The sequence below is a fragment of the Umezakia ovalisporum Ak1311 genome (genome assembly GCF_029891685.1).
GTDB lineage: Bacteria > Cyanobacteriota > Cyanobacteriia > Cyanobacteriales > Nostocaceae > Umezakia > Umezakia ovalisporum.
Genome location: NZ_JANQDJ010000034.1, coordinates 54349 through 71919, shown reverse-complemented (window position 1 = coordinate 71919; position 17571 = coordinate 54349). Strand labels below are relative to the sequence as shown.

16 protein-coding genes are annotated in these 17571 nt (G+C 39.8%); 5 read left to right on the top strand and 11 right to left on the bottom strand.

Features of this window, described 5'->3' with window-relative positions; genetic code table 11:
• Nucleotides 1-116 precede the first annotated feature (116 nt).
• Nucleotides 117-1037, top strand: a complete 921-nt coding sequence (locus NWP25_RS05145; RefSeq protein ID WP_280657107.1) for a serine/threonine-protein kinase — start codon at nt 117-119, stop codon at nt 1035-1037.
• A gap of 181 nt (nt 1038-1218) precedes the next feature.
• Here the strand turns inward: NWP25_RS05145 and NWP25_RS05140 are convergent, their stop codons facing one another.
• The 4 genes from NWP25_RS05140 to NWP25_RS05125 form a co-directional block, all read right to left on the bottom strand.
• Nucleotides 1219-1560 carry a cupin domain-containing protein gene (locus tag NWP25_RS05140; RefSeq protein ID WP_280651313.1) on the bottom strand — a complete coding sequence of 114 codons (342 nt, stop codon included), beginning with the start codon at nt 1558-1560 and terminating at the stop codon, nt 1219-1221.
• A gap of 264 nt (nt 1561-1824) precedes the next feature.
• A complete protein-coding gene (locus NWP25_RS05135) occupies nt 1825-2229 on the bottom strand; it encodes a hypothetical protein (protein ID WP_280657106.1) in 405 nt (134 codons plus the stop codon).
• 226 nt (nt 2230-2455) lie between these two features.
• Nucleotides 2456-3547, bottom strand: coding sequence for a DJ-1/PfpI/YhbO family deglycase/protease (locus tag NWP25_RS05130; protein WP_280651311.1), 1092 nt, complete (start codon nt 3545-3547; stop codon nt 2456-2458).
• Between the two features lie 59 nt (nt 3548-3606).
• Nucleotides 3607-4011 carry a DUF2267 domain-containing protein gene (locus NWP25_RS05125; RefSeq protein WP_280651310.1) on the bottom strand — a complete coding sequence of 135 codons (405 nt, stop codon included), beginning with the start codon at nt 4009-4011 and terminating at the stop codon, nt 3607-3609.
• 347 nt (nt 4012-4358) lie between these two features.
• Here NWP25_RS05125 and NWP25_RS05120 point away from each other — a divergent pair, with 347 nt between their 5' ends.
• Nucleotides 4359-4766 carry a DUF6335 family protein gene (locus NWP25_RS05120; RefSeq protein ID WP_280651309.1) on the top strand — a complete coding sequence of 136 codons (408 nt, stop codon included), beginning with the start codon at nt 4359-4361 and terminating at the stop codon, nt 4764-4766.
• Here NWP25_RS05120 and NWP25_RS05115 read toward each other — a convergent pair.
• Together NWP25_RS05115 and NWP25_RS05110 are read right to left on the bottom strand one after the other, a co-directional pair.
• Entirely contained in the window at nt 4763-7138 is a 2376-nt protein-coding gene (locus NWP25_RS05115; RefSeq protein WP_280698961.1) for a WD40 repeat domain-containing protein, read from the bottom strand. The two genes, NWP25_RS05120 and NWP25_RS05115, sit on opposite strands and share 4 nt — an antisense overlap.
• A gap of 293 nt (nt 7139-7431) precedes the next feature.
• Nucleotides 7432-7821 (bottom strand): hypothetical protein, encoded by a 390-nt coding sequence (locus NWP25_RS05110; RefSeq protein WP_280651307.1) that lies wholly within the window; start codon nt 7819-7821, stop codon nt 7432-7434.
• Between the two features lie 193 nt (nt 7822-8014).
• Between NWP25_RS05110 and NWP25_RS05105 the strand changes: the two genes are divergently transcribed.
• Nucleotides 8015-8428, top strand: coding sequence for a nuclear transport factor 2 family protein (locus NWP25_RS05105; protein ID WP_280698960.1), 414 nt, complete (start codon nt 8015-8017; stop codon nt 8426-8428).
• An 84-nt stretch (nt 8429-8512) separates the two neighbouring features.
• Nucleotides 8513-9283, top strand: a complete 771-nt coding sequence (locus NWP25_RS05100) for an MBL fold metallo-hydrolase (RefSeq protein WP_280698959.1) — start codon at nt 8513-8515, stop codon at nt 9281-9283.
• 18 nt (nt 9284-9301) lie between these two features.
• On the opposite strand, the gene NWP25_RS05095 is transcribed toward NWP25_RS05100, so the two are convergent.
• The 5 genes from NWP25_RS05095 to NWP25_RS05075 form a co-directional block, all read right to left on the bottom strand.
• A complete protein-coding gene (locus NWP25_RS05095) occupies nt 9302-9466 on the bottom strand; it encodes a hypothetical protein (protein WP_280651304.1) in 165 nt (54 codons plus the stop codon).
• A gap of 88 nt (nt 9467-9554) precedes the next feature.
• Entirely contained in the window at nt 9555-10922 is a 1368-nt protein-coding gene (murD, locus tag NWP25_RS05090; RefSeq protein ID WP_280651303.1) for a UDP-N-acetylmuramoyl-L-alanine--D-glutamate ligase, read from the bottom strand.
• 84 nt (nt 10923-11006) lie between these two features.
• The gene (gene glyS, locus NWP25_RS05085; RefSeq protein ID WP_280657101.1) at nt 11007-13157 is read right to left on the bottom strand and encodes a glycine--tRNA ligase subunit beta; all 2151 of its coding nucleotides are present in this window, start codon (nt 13155-13157) and stop codon (nt 11007-11009) included.
• A 251-nt stretch (nt 13158-13408) separates the two neighbouring features.
• Nucleotides 13409-13846: a DUF6918 family protein gene (locus NWP25_RS05080; RefSeq protein WP_280651301.1), complete on the bottom strand. Its 438-nt coding sequence runs from the start codon at nt 13844-13846 to the stop codon at nt 13409-13411.
• A gap of 118 nt (nt 13847-13964) precedes the next feature.
• The gene (locus NWP25_RS05075; RefSeq protein ID WP_280651300.1) at nt 13965-15872 is read right to left on the bottom strand and encodes a heavy metal translocating P-type ATPase; all 1908 of its coding nucleotides are present in this window, start codon (nt 15870-15872) and stop codon (nt 13965-13967) included.
• Nucleotides 15873-15924: 52 nt separating this feature from the next.
• Between NWP25_RS05075 and NWP25_RS05070 the strand changes: the two genes are divergently transcribed.
• Nucleotides 15925-17553, top strand: a complete 1629-nt coding sequence (locus NWP25_RS05070) for a hypothetical protein (protein WP_280651299.1) — start codon at nt 15925-15927, stop codon at nt 17551-17553.
• The last annotated feature ends 18 nt before the right edge of the window (nt 17554-17571 follow it).

Below are 17571 nucleotides of genomic sequence, written 5' to 3'. Positions count from 1 at the left end.
ATCATATAACTCTTGTGGGGTGGGCATACTCTACCAGTCTTGCCCGCCCTTGTGTACATGAATTGGATGAATTTACTGTCAATTTCTTCGATGTCCAATAAAATCTTACAAACAGAATGACTGATGAATTTATGAATATTCAAATTTTGGATGCACGTTATCAAATCCTCAGAGTTCTGAATGTGCAGGAGGTGGTACAAACGTATTTAGTCCAAGATGCAATGCTTCCGGGTAGCGAATTTGTAATCAAACATCTACATCCCAGCGGGGATCATCTCCAAGAGTCAGCAATTCTGCGAGAGTCATTTGCAGATGAGGCAAAAAAGTTAAAGCAGCTAGGTCGCGAATATGACCAAATTCAAAATTTAGTTAATTATTTTGAAGATCATCCAGATTTTTACTTAGTTCAAGAATACATTGTTGGTAATAACTTAAGCTCAGAAATTTTATTGGGAACGCCCCTGGCGGAAGAACAGGTAATTGATATCTTATCAGAAGTACTAGAAATTTTGGTGTTTGTACATGACCAGGGAATAATTCACCAGAATATTAAACCAACAAATATTATTCGTCGAGAGTCAGATCAGAAGTTAGTTTTAGTTGATTTTGGTTCTGTTCAGGAAGTTGTGACTACGATTATTGGCAGTCTTGAATATGTACCACTGGAACAATTGCGGGGTGATCCCCAATATAATAGCGATATCTACGCTTTAGGGCTAGTTGCGATCGCTGCACTGATAGGTTTAACAGCTAATGAAATCTCTAGACTACAAAATCAGAAAAGTCTACTAACAGGAGAAATTATTTGGCGTAATAAAAATCAAAAAATCAGTAAAGAATTAGCAAAAATTATTGACAAAATGGTACGCTTTGACTATTGCAAGCGCTATCAGTCTGTGACTGAAGTTTTAAACGACATATACGAGTTGAAAAATCATAAATATACTCAGCGGAAACACCATCAGCAAAAAGGTTGGTTAATTTTAGTGGGCATAGTGACTTTTATCAGTAAATACAGCGCCCTTCATCTGAGTTAGGTACAAAAAAACCCACAAGATGCTCAACCCACAAAAATTTTGTCATACCCTAAAGGACATAACACTCTGAGAGGGTGTTATTGGTAGGCTTCCTGCTCTAATACTTGTAGTAATATTTAAGTTGGGCACTTGTGTAAAAGCCGCAGTTGAAATATGTTCAAATATTTGATTGATCTATATTTTAACTTTGATCTCGCCCATAAATTTGAGCCGGTGGACTTGTGGCTTCAACTGCGGTAAATGGTTCGAGAATTTTGTATCTGTGGTTTGCACCTTTTGGTACTACCCAAGAACTTCCAGGTTCCAATAAAATCATTTGTCCTTCCATGTGTAATTCTGCGCGGCCGTTAATTACATAACCAACTGTTTCATAGTCGCGGGAAGTAGGTTGTTTATCTACCGTTGGTTGTTCCTCTTCCCAAAGACGCATAGAAACAGATTTGCCAGAGGCTAGATACTTCTGACCGAGTTTACCCTTGGGGGAATAGGTGGAGTCGATTTTCTTAATACTTGTGTCAGTCATCTTGAATTAATTGTCCTATGGTTTAAGTATGACTTTGATGCAGTTATTTTTTTGTGCTTGAAAATTTCCTAAGCGTAGGATGCTTGTTCTAGTAGAGGTACAATGTGGGTAATGATAAATCATCTGTCTCTACCCGGGGATTATTTGCTCTGTGCCAAAAAACTGCTTTCATGGTGATTTATCTTTACAAGTCAATAAAATATTTATTTTTCATTTCTTTCAACCACATAAGATGCAGATAACACAGAGAAAAAAGATTTTGGTTTATCTGTTGTTAACTTCTGGTCTATGTTCTTGATAGTATCCATGTGGAGTGCCGGTAATTGGCTCAAGGGTTTCTTCAACTTGCTGTTGTGCTGTATCTAAGAAATCTTTTGTGGCTTCGGGTATTGGTTGATCAATGTTGAGGTTTTCTCGGATATTGTCAGCAGTTTCCTGTAGATTCTTCTGAGCATTTTTAACTTGTTGCTCGTTTCTAATAGGTGGGTTATTATTAGGCGCACCTTTGTAATAAGTGCCTTCAGGGGTTGTAACAGTGTAAGCTTGCGCCAACAACATTTCATGACTATAGTTAAAAATCTGAAATGAGAAAAAGACAAAACCTATGACAAAAATTAAAATAATCTGGCGCAGAAGGATATTTTTTAAGCGAGAAAATAGACTTTTCATAAGCATTCTCAATGGTGATTGTATGACTATTTTTAATCTATGGGCTGTCCTTGATTGATGGGAATTTTGCCCGTTTACGTCTTTGCTGATTTGGTTGTTATTGAAATGATTTGATGAAGAAATAAGGAAGGAAGAAGTAATGTATGACTTGAAATACTCTGCAACTGTGGTTAAGCATTGTTGAGCGACGTGTCAATACATTGCTTGAAAATGCAACTTACTTTATCTACACAGCAGCCCCTGTAGTCGGTTTGGGAGGTTGAATTTGAGTTCCTATTCCTTCTCGATATACCTCCGCTAATTGCTGCTCGTATTTGAGCAAATCGTGGTGAATTTCTTTAAAAATTGCTGTTGCTACCGGGTCAGTGTACATAGCAGACAAATTACTAATATCCCCAATACCTGTTTGCACATCCCCCAAAGCGCAACGTAACTGATATATGTCGTCGCTCCCAGTGAAGGCACTTTTGACTTTGGCATATTGATTAGCAATATTTGCTATGACGGAAGGCCTTTCACCCAGTCTGTTAAGATAGTTTTCCAACATTTGAATATGACGCTTTTTATTACCAATCATCTCTTGAAAGCGCGATCGCACTTGGGTATCTGATTCTTTTTCTGCGTACTGTTCCAAGGCTTCCATAGAATAACGCTCACCACTCAATGCTGTATTCAAGCCTCTAGTGATTTCACCTTTGGTAGAACCGCCCCAAGCATCAGCCAATTTCCACCACTCAGCGCCAGTGTCTTTCTCGTCTGGAAGTGCAGCATCTTTACCACCGTAACCCAAACGACTCAGCAGTGCTGTGGTGAAAATCGGTAAATCTCCTGGTTCGCGAGAGGTAATTAAATTCCCGTCTACCACTAAGGGCTCATCGAGATAATTTGCACCTGCATTGCTGATGTCTTTGCGGATAGCATTAAAGCCAGTGGCTTTTCTACCTTTGAGCAAATCACCTTCAATTAAAAGTTGTGGACCGTGACAAATTGCAGCTACCCATTTTCCCTGTTGCATCGCCTCTTGTACAAAGCGGACTGTATTCGGGTTACGCCGCATTTTGTCCGGAGCCAGACCACCAGGAATTACCACCGCATCAAAATTGTCAACAGTGGTTTCTGTGGTGGTAGCGTCGGGTTGTACTGCAAGTTTGCCTCGTTTCCCTTTATATCTTTCATTCATACGTGAACCGAGGACAACTACCTCCATCCCAGCTTGTTTTAATCCATTACAAGGCATAGCAAATTCTATATCCTCCACTCCATTTTCAATGAGGATAGCAACTTTTTTATTGCCTGCATGATTGTTATAGTTTGTCATGAATTTTACCTATTGTTAGACCTTAGTGAAATAGAAGAATTGCTGTTTTTAATTACTGGTTACATTGCTGGAATTTCACTCGTTGGTGCTGTTGTAAATAGTTCTTCGTAATCATGAGGAAAATAATCATGAAACTTGGCAAATTTCTCAGGCTTGATGGCATTTTGTAACACTGCAAACACGGCCCGAACATGAATAGCGGTGGTTGTGGGTTCTATATTTTCTCTTTGACTGACACGAGAGATAAATTCTTGTAGGTTAAAAGATTCACTTGGTTCTCCTTCTCGTCCCTGTAAATATTGCCCAAGTTCCTGTGGTAATTCTGCTGCTATCTCGTTTGTTTCCTCTCTAGGAATGCGCTCTGTGAGAGTTTCTAAAGTAGCACGGGTAGCACGTTCTGCCTCTTCGCGAGAATTTGATTGAGCTACGCTTTGTACATGTGTAATAAACTCCTTATATTCCATTTTCGACCTCTGGTAATTTAATTCGTAATTAGGTGGCTATCATATGTGAGGGTTAGCAAATATCAACTAATTACAGCCTTTTTTCTAGCGGGGCTGATAGTCTCGTCTGTGATTAATTACGATTTACTTTACTTGTAAACTCATAACTATATAGATTAAGCTACTACAACTTGCTTGACCTTTAATTTATACCTACTTTCCAGAGTATGACTTTAAAACTCTTTTATCTTCGTTCCCAAGGGATATATTTTTTGTCCCTAAAGTAATACATCTTTGGTGATACAGATGTGGGATGTGCAAAGGTTATGATCGATGGGTAAATAAAATTAGTTACTATTGTATTGTTTATGGTACAAAATAATCGTAATAATGAAGAAATTAATCCTGATGATTCAGCGCCTGAAATTACCGAATCCTACGACACTGGTGTTAAGAATTTACCAGGGTACAATATTGGTGGGCGAACGTTAAGACGAAGAAAACGCGAATATCGACATACCAGTTCCGAAATTACTGGTGGTGATGTTAATGCTAAATGGCCAGTGGAGGATACGGTAGGGGATGAAGCTGTGGGTGGTGCAGCTCCTACTCCTGACCAAAATGTGACTGATGAAATAGGAGAAGCCGTGGGATTACCTATGGATGACAAGACTTTCCTCCACACCCACGATATTTTGGAGCGCCGTGATCATTCTCGCTGGGAATTAGATCCCATGTCTTCTGATGATTATTCGGAACGGAGGGATATGATCTAATCAACAGCTACTTGCCAAATTTTGATTGTTTTGTCAGCACCAGCACTGGCGAGTAACTTACCATCTGGACATAAAGAAATAGCATTTACAGTCCCTGAATGTCCACTCAGGGTTTGCAATAGTTCGCCTGTAGTAAGTTGCCAAATTTTGATAGTTGCATCAGCACTACTACTAAAAAGGGTTTTACCGTCTGGACTTATGGCTAATGATTTCACCTCATTTGAGTGGCCAGTTAATGTTTGCAGTAGTTTACCTGTATAAAGTTGCCAAATTTTAATAGTTTTGTCCGTACTACCACTAATGAGAAGTTGTCCATCACGACTGATGGCAATTGATTTTACTTCACCTGAGTGACCAATCAAGGTGCGTAAAGGATCCCCCGTGCGTGGGTTCCACAGTCTGATTTTGGTATCAGCACTACCACTGGCGAGGATTGTACCATCCTGGTTCATAGCTACAGCATAAACAGCGAAGGAATGCCATAGTGTACAAATGCGATTCCCCAGAGCGCAGTGGGGGTGGCCATGGCCTGTATAAAGATGCCAGATTTTGATTTTATGACTCCCACTGGCCAAAATCTGCCCATCTGGGCTAATTGCTACCACGTTAACTGGTTTTTGATGTCCTAAAAGCGTATGCAGTAGTTTACCCGTTTTTAAGTTCCAAACTTTGACATTACTTCTGGGATGTTCACAACTACCAACGGCCAATAATTGACTGTCAGGACTAATTGCAATAGATGAAATTTCTCCTTCATGACCCGTCAGGGTGCGAATTTGTTTACCAGTCTCCAAATCCCAGACGTTGATAGTTTTGTCAACGGACCCACTCACTAAAACCACACTATCTGAACTAATAGCTACAGATGTAACTTTGCCAGAATGTCCAGTTAAGGTATGGCTTGGACCGGAGGATGGTAAGGTGCATTGCTGCTGAAGTTGAGCTAGGGTATGTAAAAGCTTGTCCACATCCGAAATGCGCTGGCCATCGCCTAGGGCTGTAAAATACTCTTTTAACTTTTCCAGATATGGTTTATCGTCTATTTTGATTGCTGATTGCATCGCCTCTAAAGGATTGATAAATTCTTCTTGTGGCACTTGACGCAATTTCAACCATGTGTTGATTGAGTGATCAACCTGGGACTGAGACCAAGAGCGGTTGGGTAAATAAGATAAACTTTGGGCTAATTCCAAAGCTAACTCTGGAACCCAATAACAACGGTTATTTTCTAGAGCTTGGTATAGTTCTTGATAACCTGTGGCATATACCTGCAAAAACTCCTCCACAGATTGTAAGTTACAGGTGTCTTGAAGTAAACTGGGTAGTACCCGTGGTAATAAGGGTGGAACATCATAATCAACTAAATGATAAGCATCCGCCACCCAAGCAGCAACTAAACAATGACAGTTAATTAACACCTGGTAAAGTTTTTTTAAGTCTTGATGATTAACTTGATACTTTAAAGATAAGTGACTAATATCAATACCATTTTGTTGCCATTTTTCCACTTTTTCTAAAATTGCCAGATTGAAGACATTATCTCCACCTAAATGATTAATATCTTCAGCGTCTTCGCCCATTAATAATAATTCATCTCTTACCTTCTTCCATTCCCAAGCCCGGCTTTTGGCGGACTCATGGAGAATTTCGCGATAAGGGAGACGGAAAATTGTTTTGTAGTAATAGCTTTCCTGACCCAATCCCCAATAAGCAATGCGAAAATTGATATAGTCCCCATCATGCTCTGATTCTAAAATCAAAATTGGCTCTGTTTTTAACATCCCAAACAAAGCTTTGATGCTAGATTCACTATGAAAGCGTTTACTATCCCAAGCTCCTGCTAAAAGTTCTGTTGGTCTAATGGTACTGTGGAGTGAGTAATATTTGTGAATAAACGTTCTTAAACCTTCAGCCAATATTAGCTCCATGTCCGAATTTTCACGATTTTTCTGCTCAAATTGGTCACACTTAATTTGTGGAGGAGCCAGAAAAATTTTCAACGGGATACGTTTATAATTAGTACGGCCATCTAAAATTTGTGAAGGATACAGTCTCAAAGGCCAACTATCAAAAATTTTAGCAACTTCTGGCAATTTGAGTGATGTTTCTCGTTGTTGGTTTGCTATTTGAAATTGGGTTTCACGTTGGTAAGTAGCTAATTGTTGTTGCAGAATTTTTTGCTGTTCAAATACTGTATTCACTCCATCTCCGTGAAGAGGTAAATTTACCGTTTGGATCAAGTCTTTAATTACCTGTGGAAATTGAGAATTGTTACTAGAGAGAGTTTCTTCAGTTCGCTTTTGAATGAGAGTGACAATCACAGGTGTGAACTCTATCACTAATTGAGTCAGTAATCTTAATCCTTGCTCCATGAGGATATTCCTGTTCAATAAATAAAATTCTTAATCTGCTGCAAAGATGCCTAGTAGCTGGTGGTGAAAAGCGAAGTATATAATTTTCGCTTTTTTGTTGACTCAGCAATTTAGTACACACTGCCCATACTACTATCTTAAGAAACATTTTTTTCAAAACAAACAAAATTCTATTTCCGGTTTTCATCTTTGACTGATTTAAAATTATTTATACCACAATAAAAAATACCTCACTGAGCTTATAAACACACACTGAGGTATTAGTTGATTGTTAAATTAATAACTCAAAAGAATTAAAATTTGATTCCCAGTTGTCCGTTGAATCCTCGCACAGAATTGTAACCAGCACCTATAAAAATGTTATCCGTAGCACCTACCTGAACACCACCAGAAAAAGCCACTCCTTTATCTTCTGAATACCAGCCTACTCCTACATAAGGTGAAATAACTGGCAAACTCAAAAATTTCAAAACATCTGCTCCTGTGGCACTGTCGGGGCCTGTTCCTATTTCAACGCCAAAATCTAAGGCTCTAACTCCTACAGCATAAGTAACTTCGCCCTCTTTTTCACCGACAGAAACCCAAGGTTGGGGTAAAAACTGAGCAGAAGCTTGACTAGGGAGAAATATAGTTAAGCAACTTAGTGATGAAATTAATATTTGGGCAATAAGGGCTTTTTTCACGTTTTTATCCTACACAACCTGTCACATTGTCACATTGTAACTGTGAGGTAAACTTTTCGTCTGTGAGTAGCTTTAATGAACACAAATAGAGATGTGGTGACAAAAAATATAAAAAAGATGATATGAAAAAGAAAATTCGTGTAAATGCGTTAATTAGCTATGTAATTAACAACTATCAAATTAAAATCGCATTATGTTACAAGAATCCATAGAAACAATAGTATCTGCCTACTTTGCTAACATTGCAGCGATGAATCCAGAAGGCTGGACAGAAAATTTTGCTGAAGATGCTGTTAGCTATGACCCGGTAGGTGAACCACCTGCAAAAGTACATGAGCGATATCGTGACTTTATTGGGCAGTTACAAGCATTTTTTGACAAACTAGAACCTCAAACTGAGCATATCTTCGTTACTGGCAATGAAGCGGCGGTAAAGTGGACAATGCACGGTGTGAGTAAGACAGATAAACCAGTTGTCTTTGAAGGAATTACGATTTTTGCAATTAACCCAGGTGGGAAGATTCAAACAACTCGCGCTTACTGGAATCCTGCTAAGATGGTGACCCAATTGCCATTTCCTCCAGCACCGGGCCCCGCGCAATCGTGATCCCATAGATTATCAACTCTTGAGCAGCTGGAAATAAAAGTTAAACCCATCCATAATAAACCTAGGTATTATTTTAATTGGGCTATGTACTTAACTTGGTTCGGCGCTAATAGTTGGCTAATAGAAATTGGTAATCAACGCATACTCCTTGACCCTTGGCTGATTGGTTCCTTGGTTTTTGGCAATGCAGAATGGTTCTTTAAAGGTTTCCGTTCACAAGAACCTGCCATTCCAGAGAATATTGATTTGATACTGCTGTCTCAGGGCTTACCAGACCATGCTCACAAACCAACTCTCCAGCAGCTTGACCACCAAATTCCAGTTGTAGCTTCTCCTCGTGGGGCAACAGTAGTACAGGAATTGGGTTATGCTGCTATCACATCCCTAGCTTTTGGTGAACGTTTCACTTTAAACAACGAAGTAGAAATCAAAGCTGTGCGTGGCTCAGTGGTGGGATACAACGTTGTAGAAAATGGTTATCTGATTACAGAATTAGCAAGTGGGTTTAAACTTTACTACGAACCTCATGGTCAACATTCCCCAGAAATCAAACAGTTTTCACCGGTTGATGTGTTAATTGTGCCAATTATTGATCTCACACTGCCTATGATCGGGCCCTTTATCAAAGGTACAAATAAAGCTTTAGAAGTAGCACAGTGGTTACAACCCCAAGTGATGCTACCCACAACTGCTGGTGGAGATGTGGAATTTGAAGGTTTCCTGGGCAAATTACAAAAAGCCCAAGGCTCTATTGAGGAGTTTCGTTCGTTGCTCAAGCAAAATAATTTGACAACACAGGTGATAGACACAGCTACTGGCCATCGCGCGGAAATACAATTAGCAGGGATATACTAATTTTTTTCTCCTACTGTCTTAATAATCGCTATCACCCACACAAATGCCTTTACATTTAATACCATTGGTAGCAGTGCGCTGACAATGAGGGCAAAGAACTTTTTCCTGTTCTGTTGCTTGATTTATTTTCATGCTCCTGCTGGGGTGTAATTGATCTTGTTCAATCCGGGGTTCTACAGTCATAACAAGGAATTTGTTGCTGTTTACATTTCGCAAAGTGGAGATTAAAACTATAATAACTCTGTACTCCTTGGTATGAGCTTTTTGTGTTTCACCCCATTAAAGCAAGACATGAATGGCGAAAATCTTCCCCCCGCATTTCAAAGTTGGGGTACTGGTCGAAACTTGCACAAGCAGGAGACAACAAAACCACAGAAGCTTGATGCTGTTTAGCTAGTTCTGCTGACCGAGGAACTGCTCTAGCCATGGTGGCGACGATTTCGTAGTTGGTGTAACCTACTTCTTCCAGGCGTTGAGCAAATGCTGGTGCTGCACTACCAATTAATAATACCGCCGCAGCTTTGACTTGAATTTTGGCTAACCAGGCTGTGTCATTACCGGGTTTAGCTTCGCCACCGGCTATCAAAATCGCTGGACTATTTACCGATGCTAATCCAACTTCCGCCGCATCATAATTAGTGGCTTTGCTGTCGTTAATAAAGTCAATACCTTGCCAAGTACAAATGTGTTCTAAACGGTGGGGAACGCCAGAAAAATTCCTAATTGCAGTCTCAATAGCATTGTGTTCGATTCCTGCTAATCGCGCAGCAGCAACAGCCATTAACAGATTTTGGAGGTTATGTTCTCCTACCATTTGCAAAGCCGAGGTAGGAAGAATTTTTTCTGGTTTAAAAGTTGCTTTTAAGTGTTCAAGAACCCAACCGTTTTCAATATAAAACCCCTGTTCACCAACTAAAAATTCCTTACCTTTGACACTTGTCCAATAGGCATCAGGCCAATGACTTCTACCATTTTTACGCAAATAAGGGTCATCACCATTAAATACTTTTAGACGGGAATGATGTAATAATTTCGCCTTGATGTTGTAGTAATTTTCTAAGGTTTTATGCCGTGCTAAATGGTCTGGGGTGAAGGTTGTCCAAATGCCAATGCGAGGGGCAAGACCAACGGAAGATTCTATTTGATAGCTGCTAATTTCTGCTATTACCCAGTCCGGAGGTTCTTCTGATAAGGCAACTTCACAAGCTGCACGGCCTATGTTACCACAGGCGGGAGCATTGAATCCAGCTGTTTGAAAGATTGCCGCAATTAAGGCTGTGGTGGTGGTTTTGCCATTAGTGCCAGTAATGCCTACCCAAGGAGAAGCCTGCAAGTGTCGCCAAGCGAGTTCCATTTCACCGATAGTTTCAATACCTAATTCTCGCGCTTTGACTAACACTGGAACATCCCAAGGTACGCCAGGACTAACAACTATTAAATCACATAAATCACTGCCATTTAAATCAAGAGAATGTCCTAATTTAACAGTGATTTCCTCGGCAGCGAGTTTTTCTTGTTGTTTCAGGAGGTTGGGGGAGGTGTTACTGTCACTGAGCACTACCTCCCAACCTTTCTGTTTCAACAATCTCGCTGTAGCAACACCGGACTTTCCCAATCCAATTACCGAAGCTCTAGGCATAGACTGTAGCAGAGTTCCCTGGTTAAGCACTGACCATCATAACGCTTCTTGGCAAAAATTACACTTCTTTTTTGTGACCTTAAACTACAGATTTTTGACAATAGCACCAAAATCAGCCAGTACACGCCCATGATTTCGCAGTAATCCTAGTAAGTGTAGCCGATTGCGCTTGATTTCGGGGTTGGGGTCCATGACTAAAACGCTGTCTTCGCCATCAAAGAAGTTGGCGACGGTGGGAGCGATTTTTTGTAATGCTGCTATCAACAATTTATAATTACGCGATTGCTGCGCCTGTTGAGTTATTCTGGTGCATTCTACTAGGGCGTTGTAAAATGCTAGCTCAGAGGATTTTTGAAAGAGTTCTGGCTGAATTACGTTTGTGGGTTCTAGCTGCTGGAAGTCTAGGTCACCTTGGGCTGCTAGCCTCGTGGAACGGTTGATGGTTTCGTAGATGTTATCTAGAGTACCATCTGCCCGGATTGCGTGCAGATATGATGCGCGATCGCGGACATCGAGTAAATCTTTTAACGCGCGTTCTATATATTCTCGGTCATTTTCTCCTAAGACTGCGTTTACTAGATCGTAGTCAATTTGCTTTTCATCTTGTAGCAAGGTGCGAATACGTTGTAAGAAAAATTCTTGCAAATTTGCAATCAATTTGTCTTGTTCTTTGTGGTACTGTGCAGCAAAATCTGTGGCTATTCGCGTTAACAAATTCTCTAAGTTAATGGGCAAATTAGCAGCCCAAGTAATGTTAATTATCCCATTAGCAGCGCGGCGCAATGCAAAGGGGTCCGAGGAACCAGTGGGAATTAATCCTAAGCCAAAGATACTGACTAAAGTATCTAATCTGTCTGCCAAACCCACAACTTGTCCTACGAGGGTTCGGGGGAAAATATCACCTGCGCCTGTGGGTAAATAATGCTCAACAATTGCCCTAGCTACTTCTGGATCTTCTCCACTAGCCAGGGCATATTTCTCCCCCATAACCCCTTGCAGTTCTGGGAATTCATACACCATTTGTGAAACTAAGTCAGCTTTACATAATAAAGCTGCCCGTTGGATTTTTTGGCGTTGACCTTCTTCTAATTGTAGTTGGCTGCTAATGTAATCAGCAATTGTGACTATTCTATTTACCTTAGCACGTACTGAACCTAGTTCTTCTTGGAAAGTAACTGTTTCTAATTGAGGTAAATAACTTTCTAAAGATTTAGCTAAATCAGATTTGTAGAAAAACTTGCCATCAGCTAACCTTGCACGAATTACCCGTTCATTCCCCAGGGCGATAATATCTGATTTATTGGGATCACCATTAGCAACAGTGATAAAGTTAGCTAATAATTCTTTACCGTCAGTTCCTTTAAATACAGGAAAATAACGCTGGTGAGTGACCATCACTTCTGTGATTACCTCAGTGGGTAACTGCAAAAATTCTGGTTCAAATTTACCCACTACTGCGGAAGGAAATTCAACTAAGTTTGTTACCTCTGCTAACAAGTCCGGGTAAAATACTGTAAATCCGCCTGCTTTTTCTGCTGCTGTTTGTACTTGCTGTTGAATAATATTAGCCCGTTCTTGTGGGTCAACAATTACAAAAGCATCGCCTAAAGTCTTGACGTAATCTGTGGCTTGAGGTACGGTCACAGGCTGGGGATGTAAGACACGATGACCATAGGAAAAGCCATGACTTTTGATTATCTCAGATCCATTCACCAATTCAATAGGCAAGACGGAATTATCTAACAAAGCCACTAGCCAGCGAATGGGGCGAGAAAACCTCATATCGCCATCACCCCAGCGCATTAACCGCTTACCTTCTAAACCACAAATCCATTGATTCACCAGTTCGGTTAAAATTTCCGCTACGGGACGACCGGGAATGCTTTTCTTGACAAAGACAAAATCGCCTTTGTCTGTGGAGCGAATTTCCAAAGCGGCTATATCCACACTTTGCTTTTTGGCAAAACCTGTAGCAGCCGGTGTAGGCTGACCATCTTTAAAAGCAGCTTGAACAGGAGGACCTTTAATTTCTTCCTCCCGGTCTGGTTGCTGGGATGGTAGATCTGTAATGAGTACCGCCAACCGCCGGGGAGTACCATAAACTTCTGTAGATGCGCCGATGAGACTATTAGCTTCTAGACTTTGGGGAATGCGCGATCGCCATTGTAATATGGCATCACCGAGAAAGCTGGCGGGTAGTTCTTCTGTACCAATTTCTAATAAAAATGCAGCCATAGGAAAATCATGTAACTTGGTCAATTCTCACAGTTTACCGTCAGCAGCCCAACAGTGAACAGGGAGTAGGGAACAAGTTACTAACTCAAAACAAGAGTGGTTATACGGCAGTTTTTAGTTCCATGATAGGCCCGACAAAACCAAAGTGGTGCATAAACACAACTGTGTTGGTTGTGGGGTGGTTTATGGACCTTAGCCACAACACACCCTAAACAACGTAATTTTGATTGATAAGTTATGGGATTTTGTGATTAGACTTTAGTATGTTTATCGACTATGTTCGCCAAGTCTGGTACTGCTTCTTCTACATGTTTTTTAGCAGAACTACGGAATTTTTCATAAGTTCCTTTGATGATTTGGCTCTTAGTGTGCTTAATTCTAGCATCGGTAATGCCCAGCATAGCCTCAGCCGTTTCAGAACGACTGGCAATGAGATAATCAGCTGGATTACCTTTTTGTGCACCCTCATGCCACAGAGGGTCAAGGGCTGTCAAAAACTGAGGTAGTAGCTGTTCAACAATGTAGGGGATGTATCCGGGTTTAACTCCTTTTAAGGCTGTGAAGGCTGTTTTCAAAGCCATACCACTTATCCCTGACTTGGAAGCTAGCTGCTGGTCGATCATCTTGCAACAATCATCTATAACCATGGCCTTTTTGTTTGGATTCAACAGCTGATCACTCAATCCCATTTTCTTCCTCCTGGATATCAATGCAATTAATCGTCCTAGCAAATAAAATTTTTAGCTAGCTTTAGTAGCTTATATCATGTCCGCGAAATTGCAGATCAAACCCGGAACCTTATTTAATTCAATTTTTCAGTAATCTTAAACCACTAAGTGTAACTAACACCGTGGAACCTTCATGACCTATTACACCGATGGGTAGGTTAATGTTGCCCAAAAAGTTACCAATTAACAGCAACATAATAAACCCCAGAGCTACAACTATATTTTGTTTCACAACTGAGTGCGATCGCCTACCCAGTTTGATGGCTGTCGCTAATTTATCTAAGTTATCTGCCATTAATACTATATCTGCGTTTTCTAGGGCTACATCGCTACCTGCTATCCCCATGGCAATACCTACAGAAGCCTGAGCTAAAGCGGGAGCATCGTTAATACCATCCCCTACCATGGCGACGGTTTTATATTGTTGCTGAAGTTGACGAATCACATCCAATTTATCTTCGGGGAGTAGTTCTGCATAGACTAGATCAATACCTACAGCCTTGGCGATACTCTCAGCTGTGGGTTGATTGTCTCCGGTAATCATGACAATTTGCTCAATTCCTAATTTTCGCAATTGGGTAATCATGGCTGCTGCTTCTGTTCTGACTATATCAGCAATAGCAATCGCGCCCATGACCTGTTTGTTTTGTGCTACCCAAACTATGGTTTTACCTTCATTTGCTGGAATTTGTGCCGATTTCTGTAATTCCTCGGGAAAAAAGTTTACATACTGCTGTATGAAGGCTGCATTTCCTACAAACACTTTTTCATAGTTAACAAAGCCCATAATTCCCTGTCCGGGTATGGCTTGGACATCAACGCCACGCACCCAATCTGCAGCAGCCGCCTCAACAATAGCCTTACCAATGGGATGTTCCGAACAAGATTCTAAAGCAGCCGCGGCTTTTAATACATCAGTTTCGGAATGTTCACTACTGACAATCACCTGAGATACTTGTAGGTTTCCTCTGGTCAAAGTACCAGTTTTATCAAAAGCGATCGCTCTAACTTTACCAATTTTTTCCAACTGCGCTCCATTCTTGAATAAAATACCTTGTCTTGCACCGTTAGCAATTCCCGACAACAAAGTAGGCATAATTGCTGCCATTAGCGCACAGGGAGAAGCCACCACCAAAAAAGTCAAGGCGCGATAAATTGTAATTTCCCAACTCCAATTCCAAAGCAACGGCGGTAAAAATACCAAGAGTGTTCCAACTACCACAATTACCCGCGCATATATCCGTTCAAATCTCTCAATAAACTGTTGAGAAGGAGGTGCTTCCGTCTGTGCTTGTTCAACCAAACGAATCACGCGCTGAATCAAACTGCTAGATGCGGGTTTGTGTACCTGGAGCTTCAAAGCACCATAACCGTTCAATGTTCCTGCAAAAACTTCAGCCCCTACTGACTTCTCAACAGGTAAAGACTCACCTGTAATGGCTGCTTGATTCAAAGTACTATAACCAGAAATAATAATGCCATCAGTAGGAATTAACTCCCCTGGTTTAACAATAATTTCATCACCCACCTTCAGATGAGTAATAGAAAGCATTTTTTCCTGTCCATCAACTAAAACTCTAGCTGTATCCAAAGTTAAACTCATCAAAGCACGGATGCTGCGTTCAGTGCGCCCCATAGCGTAACCTTCCAAAGCACCACTAATCGCAAAGATAAGAATCAAAATAGCCCCATCAATAATCAGATAATATTCCCTGCGCCATAAACCCAGACTAGCAGCACCGAGAGCCGCTACAATCATCAGTAAATCTACATCCAGCTCCTTTTCACGAATTAGAGTAGTTAAACCTTTACATGCACTGTCATAACCACCAATCACATAAGCAGCAGGTAACAACAGCAGCGCCCAACCCAACCAGCCAATATGCAAAGCACACCAGCCTAAAAACAACAGTAAGCCACAAAACAACGCCGCCAAAGTATCCGAATGTTCTTGAGTAAAGCGCCTCAAAGCCTGAGAGTAAAGCATGAGAATTTCATCAGTCAGAACTCTCTTACTCTAAACCTTAACATCACCGTCAATGTCAACCCTCAAATATTTACAAAAAAGCCAGGGTTTGTGCTGGATAATTGACTTATTCCCATACTCTCCCATAAAAATGTTAATAAAAAAAGCAATCAATCAGATTTCCAAGTTCTCTTTTCCATCACCTTGGCTGATTATAATTATTTTTTCCAGTCTCGGTTTAATAGGTATTCTTAATCATGCCATGTGGCGAGACGAAGTAAATCCCTGGCTAATTGTCAGAGATAGTAAGTCTTTTGCAGATTTAATTGTCAACATTAATTATGAAGGACACCCTGTATTGTGGTATTTTTGTCTAGCATTACTCAGAATAATTACTGATAATCCCGTGATTATGCAAATTTTTCATTTAGCTATTACTATTGCTGCTGTTGCTCTTTTTTGCTTATATAGTCCCTTTAATTATAAACAGAAATTTCTATTTTCTTTTGGTTTTTTTCCTTTTTATGAATATCTTATCATATCTCGAAATTATGCTTTTAGTATGCTATTTATTTTTGCTTTTTGTACATTTTTTCCGCATAGAAAAAAAACTTATCTTTACTTAGCAATTTTATTAAGTCTCTTGGCCAACAGTAGTGCTTATGCCTTATTTATTTCATTGGCTTTGCTGTTAACTTTGCTAGTAGAACTTTGTTTTGATATTGAACATCGTCACCATTATTTTAGTCAAAGTAACAAGTATGATTTATTTTTAAGTTTGGTAATTATTATATTTGCTTTGCTTTTATCTGTCTATATTATTACTCCTCCAGCAGATAGTTATCTTCATGGTGGATTAAATGACGGTTGGGTAAAAGAATTTGATTTGCGTCATTTATTGAGAAGTTTAGGTAGGTTATTTGGTGGCTATTTTTTAATAATTCCCACCCACAAAAGATGGTTGGATTTAACTGTCTGTGGTTTAATTATTTTATTTATTGTAGCTTTATCTATAATAAATTTATCTAAAAAGCCATTAGCCTTATTTTTCTACATCACAGCTAACTCAGTTATCCTGGCATTTACATATTTGAGATTTGCAGGTGCACCTCGACATTTTGGACATTTTTATTTAATTATGATAGCAGGATTATGGCTGGGTAATCACTATCAGAAATCTCCGCTTTTAATCAATAAGTTTAAGTATGCTTTGAAATTAAAAACAATGCAATTAATTAAAAAATGGCATAATATAGCCTTTATGCTGATTTTGTACGTGCAGTTCATCGCGGGAATTGGAAGTTTTGCTAAAGACTTAATCATACCATATTCAGCTAGTCGTGAAACTGCTGATTATCTGCAAAAATCTCATTTAAATAATGAATTTATTGTTGCCAGTCGAGATGCCAATATGGCTGCATTATCGGGTTACCTCAACCAAAAGTTTTACTATCCTGAACGGCAAGAAATGGGAAGTTTTACCCTCTTTAAAGCAGGTCGTAAATCTGTGGAAGAAGCTCAAATATTAGAACAAATTAACACTCTTTTAACCAAGGAACCAGACAAAAGTAAAATTTTGCTGATTTTAAATAAAAAACTGAATGTAAATCACCAAGATTTAAACATTATTGGCATCAAAAATTTCGAGAATGCTTGGGTAGATGATGAAAAATATTATCTTTATTGGGTAAGTAAAGCTTAAAGTGAAAAAGCAATGAAT

Coding starts and splice junctions, on each gene's coding strand:
- NWP25_RS05145 (WP_280657107.1), top strand. CDS start 117: ATGACTGATGAATTTATGAATATTCAAATTTTGGATGCACGTTATCAA.
- NWP25_RS05140 (WP_280651313.1), bottom strand. CDS start 1,560: ATGACTGACACAAGTATTAAGAAAATCGACTCCACCTATTCCCCCAAG.
- NWP25_RS05135 (WP_280657106.1), bottom strand. CDS start 2,229: ATGAAAAGTCTATTTTCTCGCTTAAAAAATATCCTTCTGCGCCAGATT.
- NWP25_RS05130 (WP_280651311.1), bottom strand. CDS start 3,547: ATGACAAACTATAACAATCATGCAGGCAATAAAAAAGTTGCTATCCTC.
- NWP25_RS05125 (WP_280651310.1), bottom strand. CDS start 4,011: ATGGAATATAAGGAGTTTATTACACATGTACAAAGCGTAGCTCAATCA.
- NWP25_RS05120 (WP_280651309.1), top strand. CDS start 4,359: ATGGTACAAAATAATCGTAATAATGAAGAAATTAATCCTGATGATTCA.
- NWP25_RS05115 (WP_280698961.1), bottom strand. CDS start 7,138: ATGGAGCAAGGATTAAGATTACTGACTCAATTAGTGATAGAGTTCACA.
- NWP25_RS05105 (WP_280698960.1), top strand. CDS start 8,015: ATGTTACAAGAATCCATAGAAACAATAGTATCTGCCTACTTTGCTAAC.
- NWP25_RS05100 (WP_280698959.1), top strand. CDS start 8,513: ATGTACTTAACTTGGTTCGGCGCTAATAGTTGGCTAATAGAAATTGGT.
- NWP25_RS05095 (WP_280651304.1), bottom strand. CDS start 9,466: ATGACTGTAGAACCCCGGATTGAACAAGATCAATTACACCCCAGCAGG.
- murD (WP_280651303.1), bottom strand. CDS start 10,922: ATGCCTAGAGCTTCGGTAATTGGATTGGGAAAGTCCGGTGTTGCTACA.
- glyS (WP_280657101.1), bottom strand. CDS start 13,157: ATGGCTGCATTTTTATTAGAAATTGGTACAGAAGAACTACCCGCCAGC.
- NWP25_RS05080 (WP_280651301.1), bottom strand. CDS start 13,846: ATGGGATTGAGTGATCAGCTGTTGAATCCAAACAAAAAGGCCATGGTT.
- NWP25_RS05075 (WP_280651300.1), bottom strand. CDS start 15,872: ATGCTTTACTCTCAGGCTTTGAGGCGCTTTACTCAAGAACATTCGGAT.
- NWP25_RS05070 (WP_280651299.1), top strand. CDS start 15,925: ATGTCAACCCTCAAATATTTACAAAAAAGCCAGGGTTTGTGCTGGATA.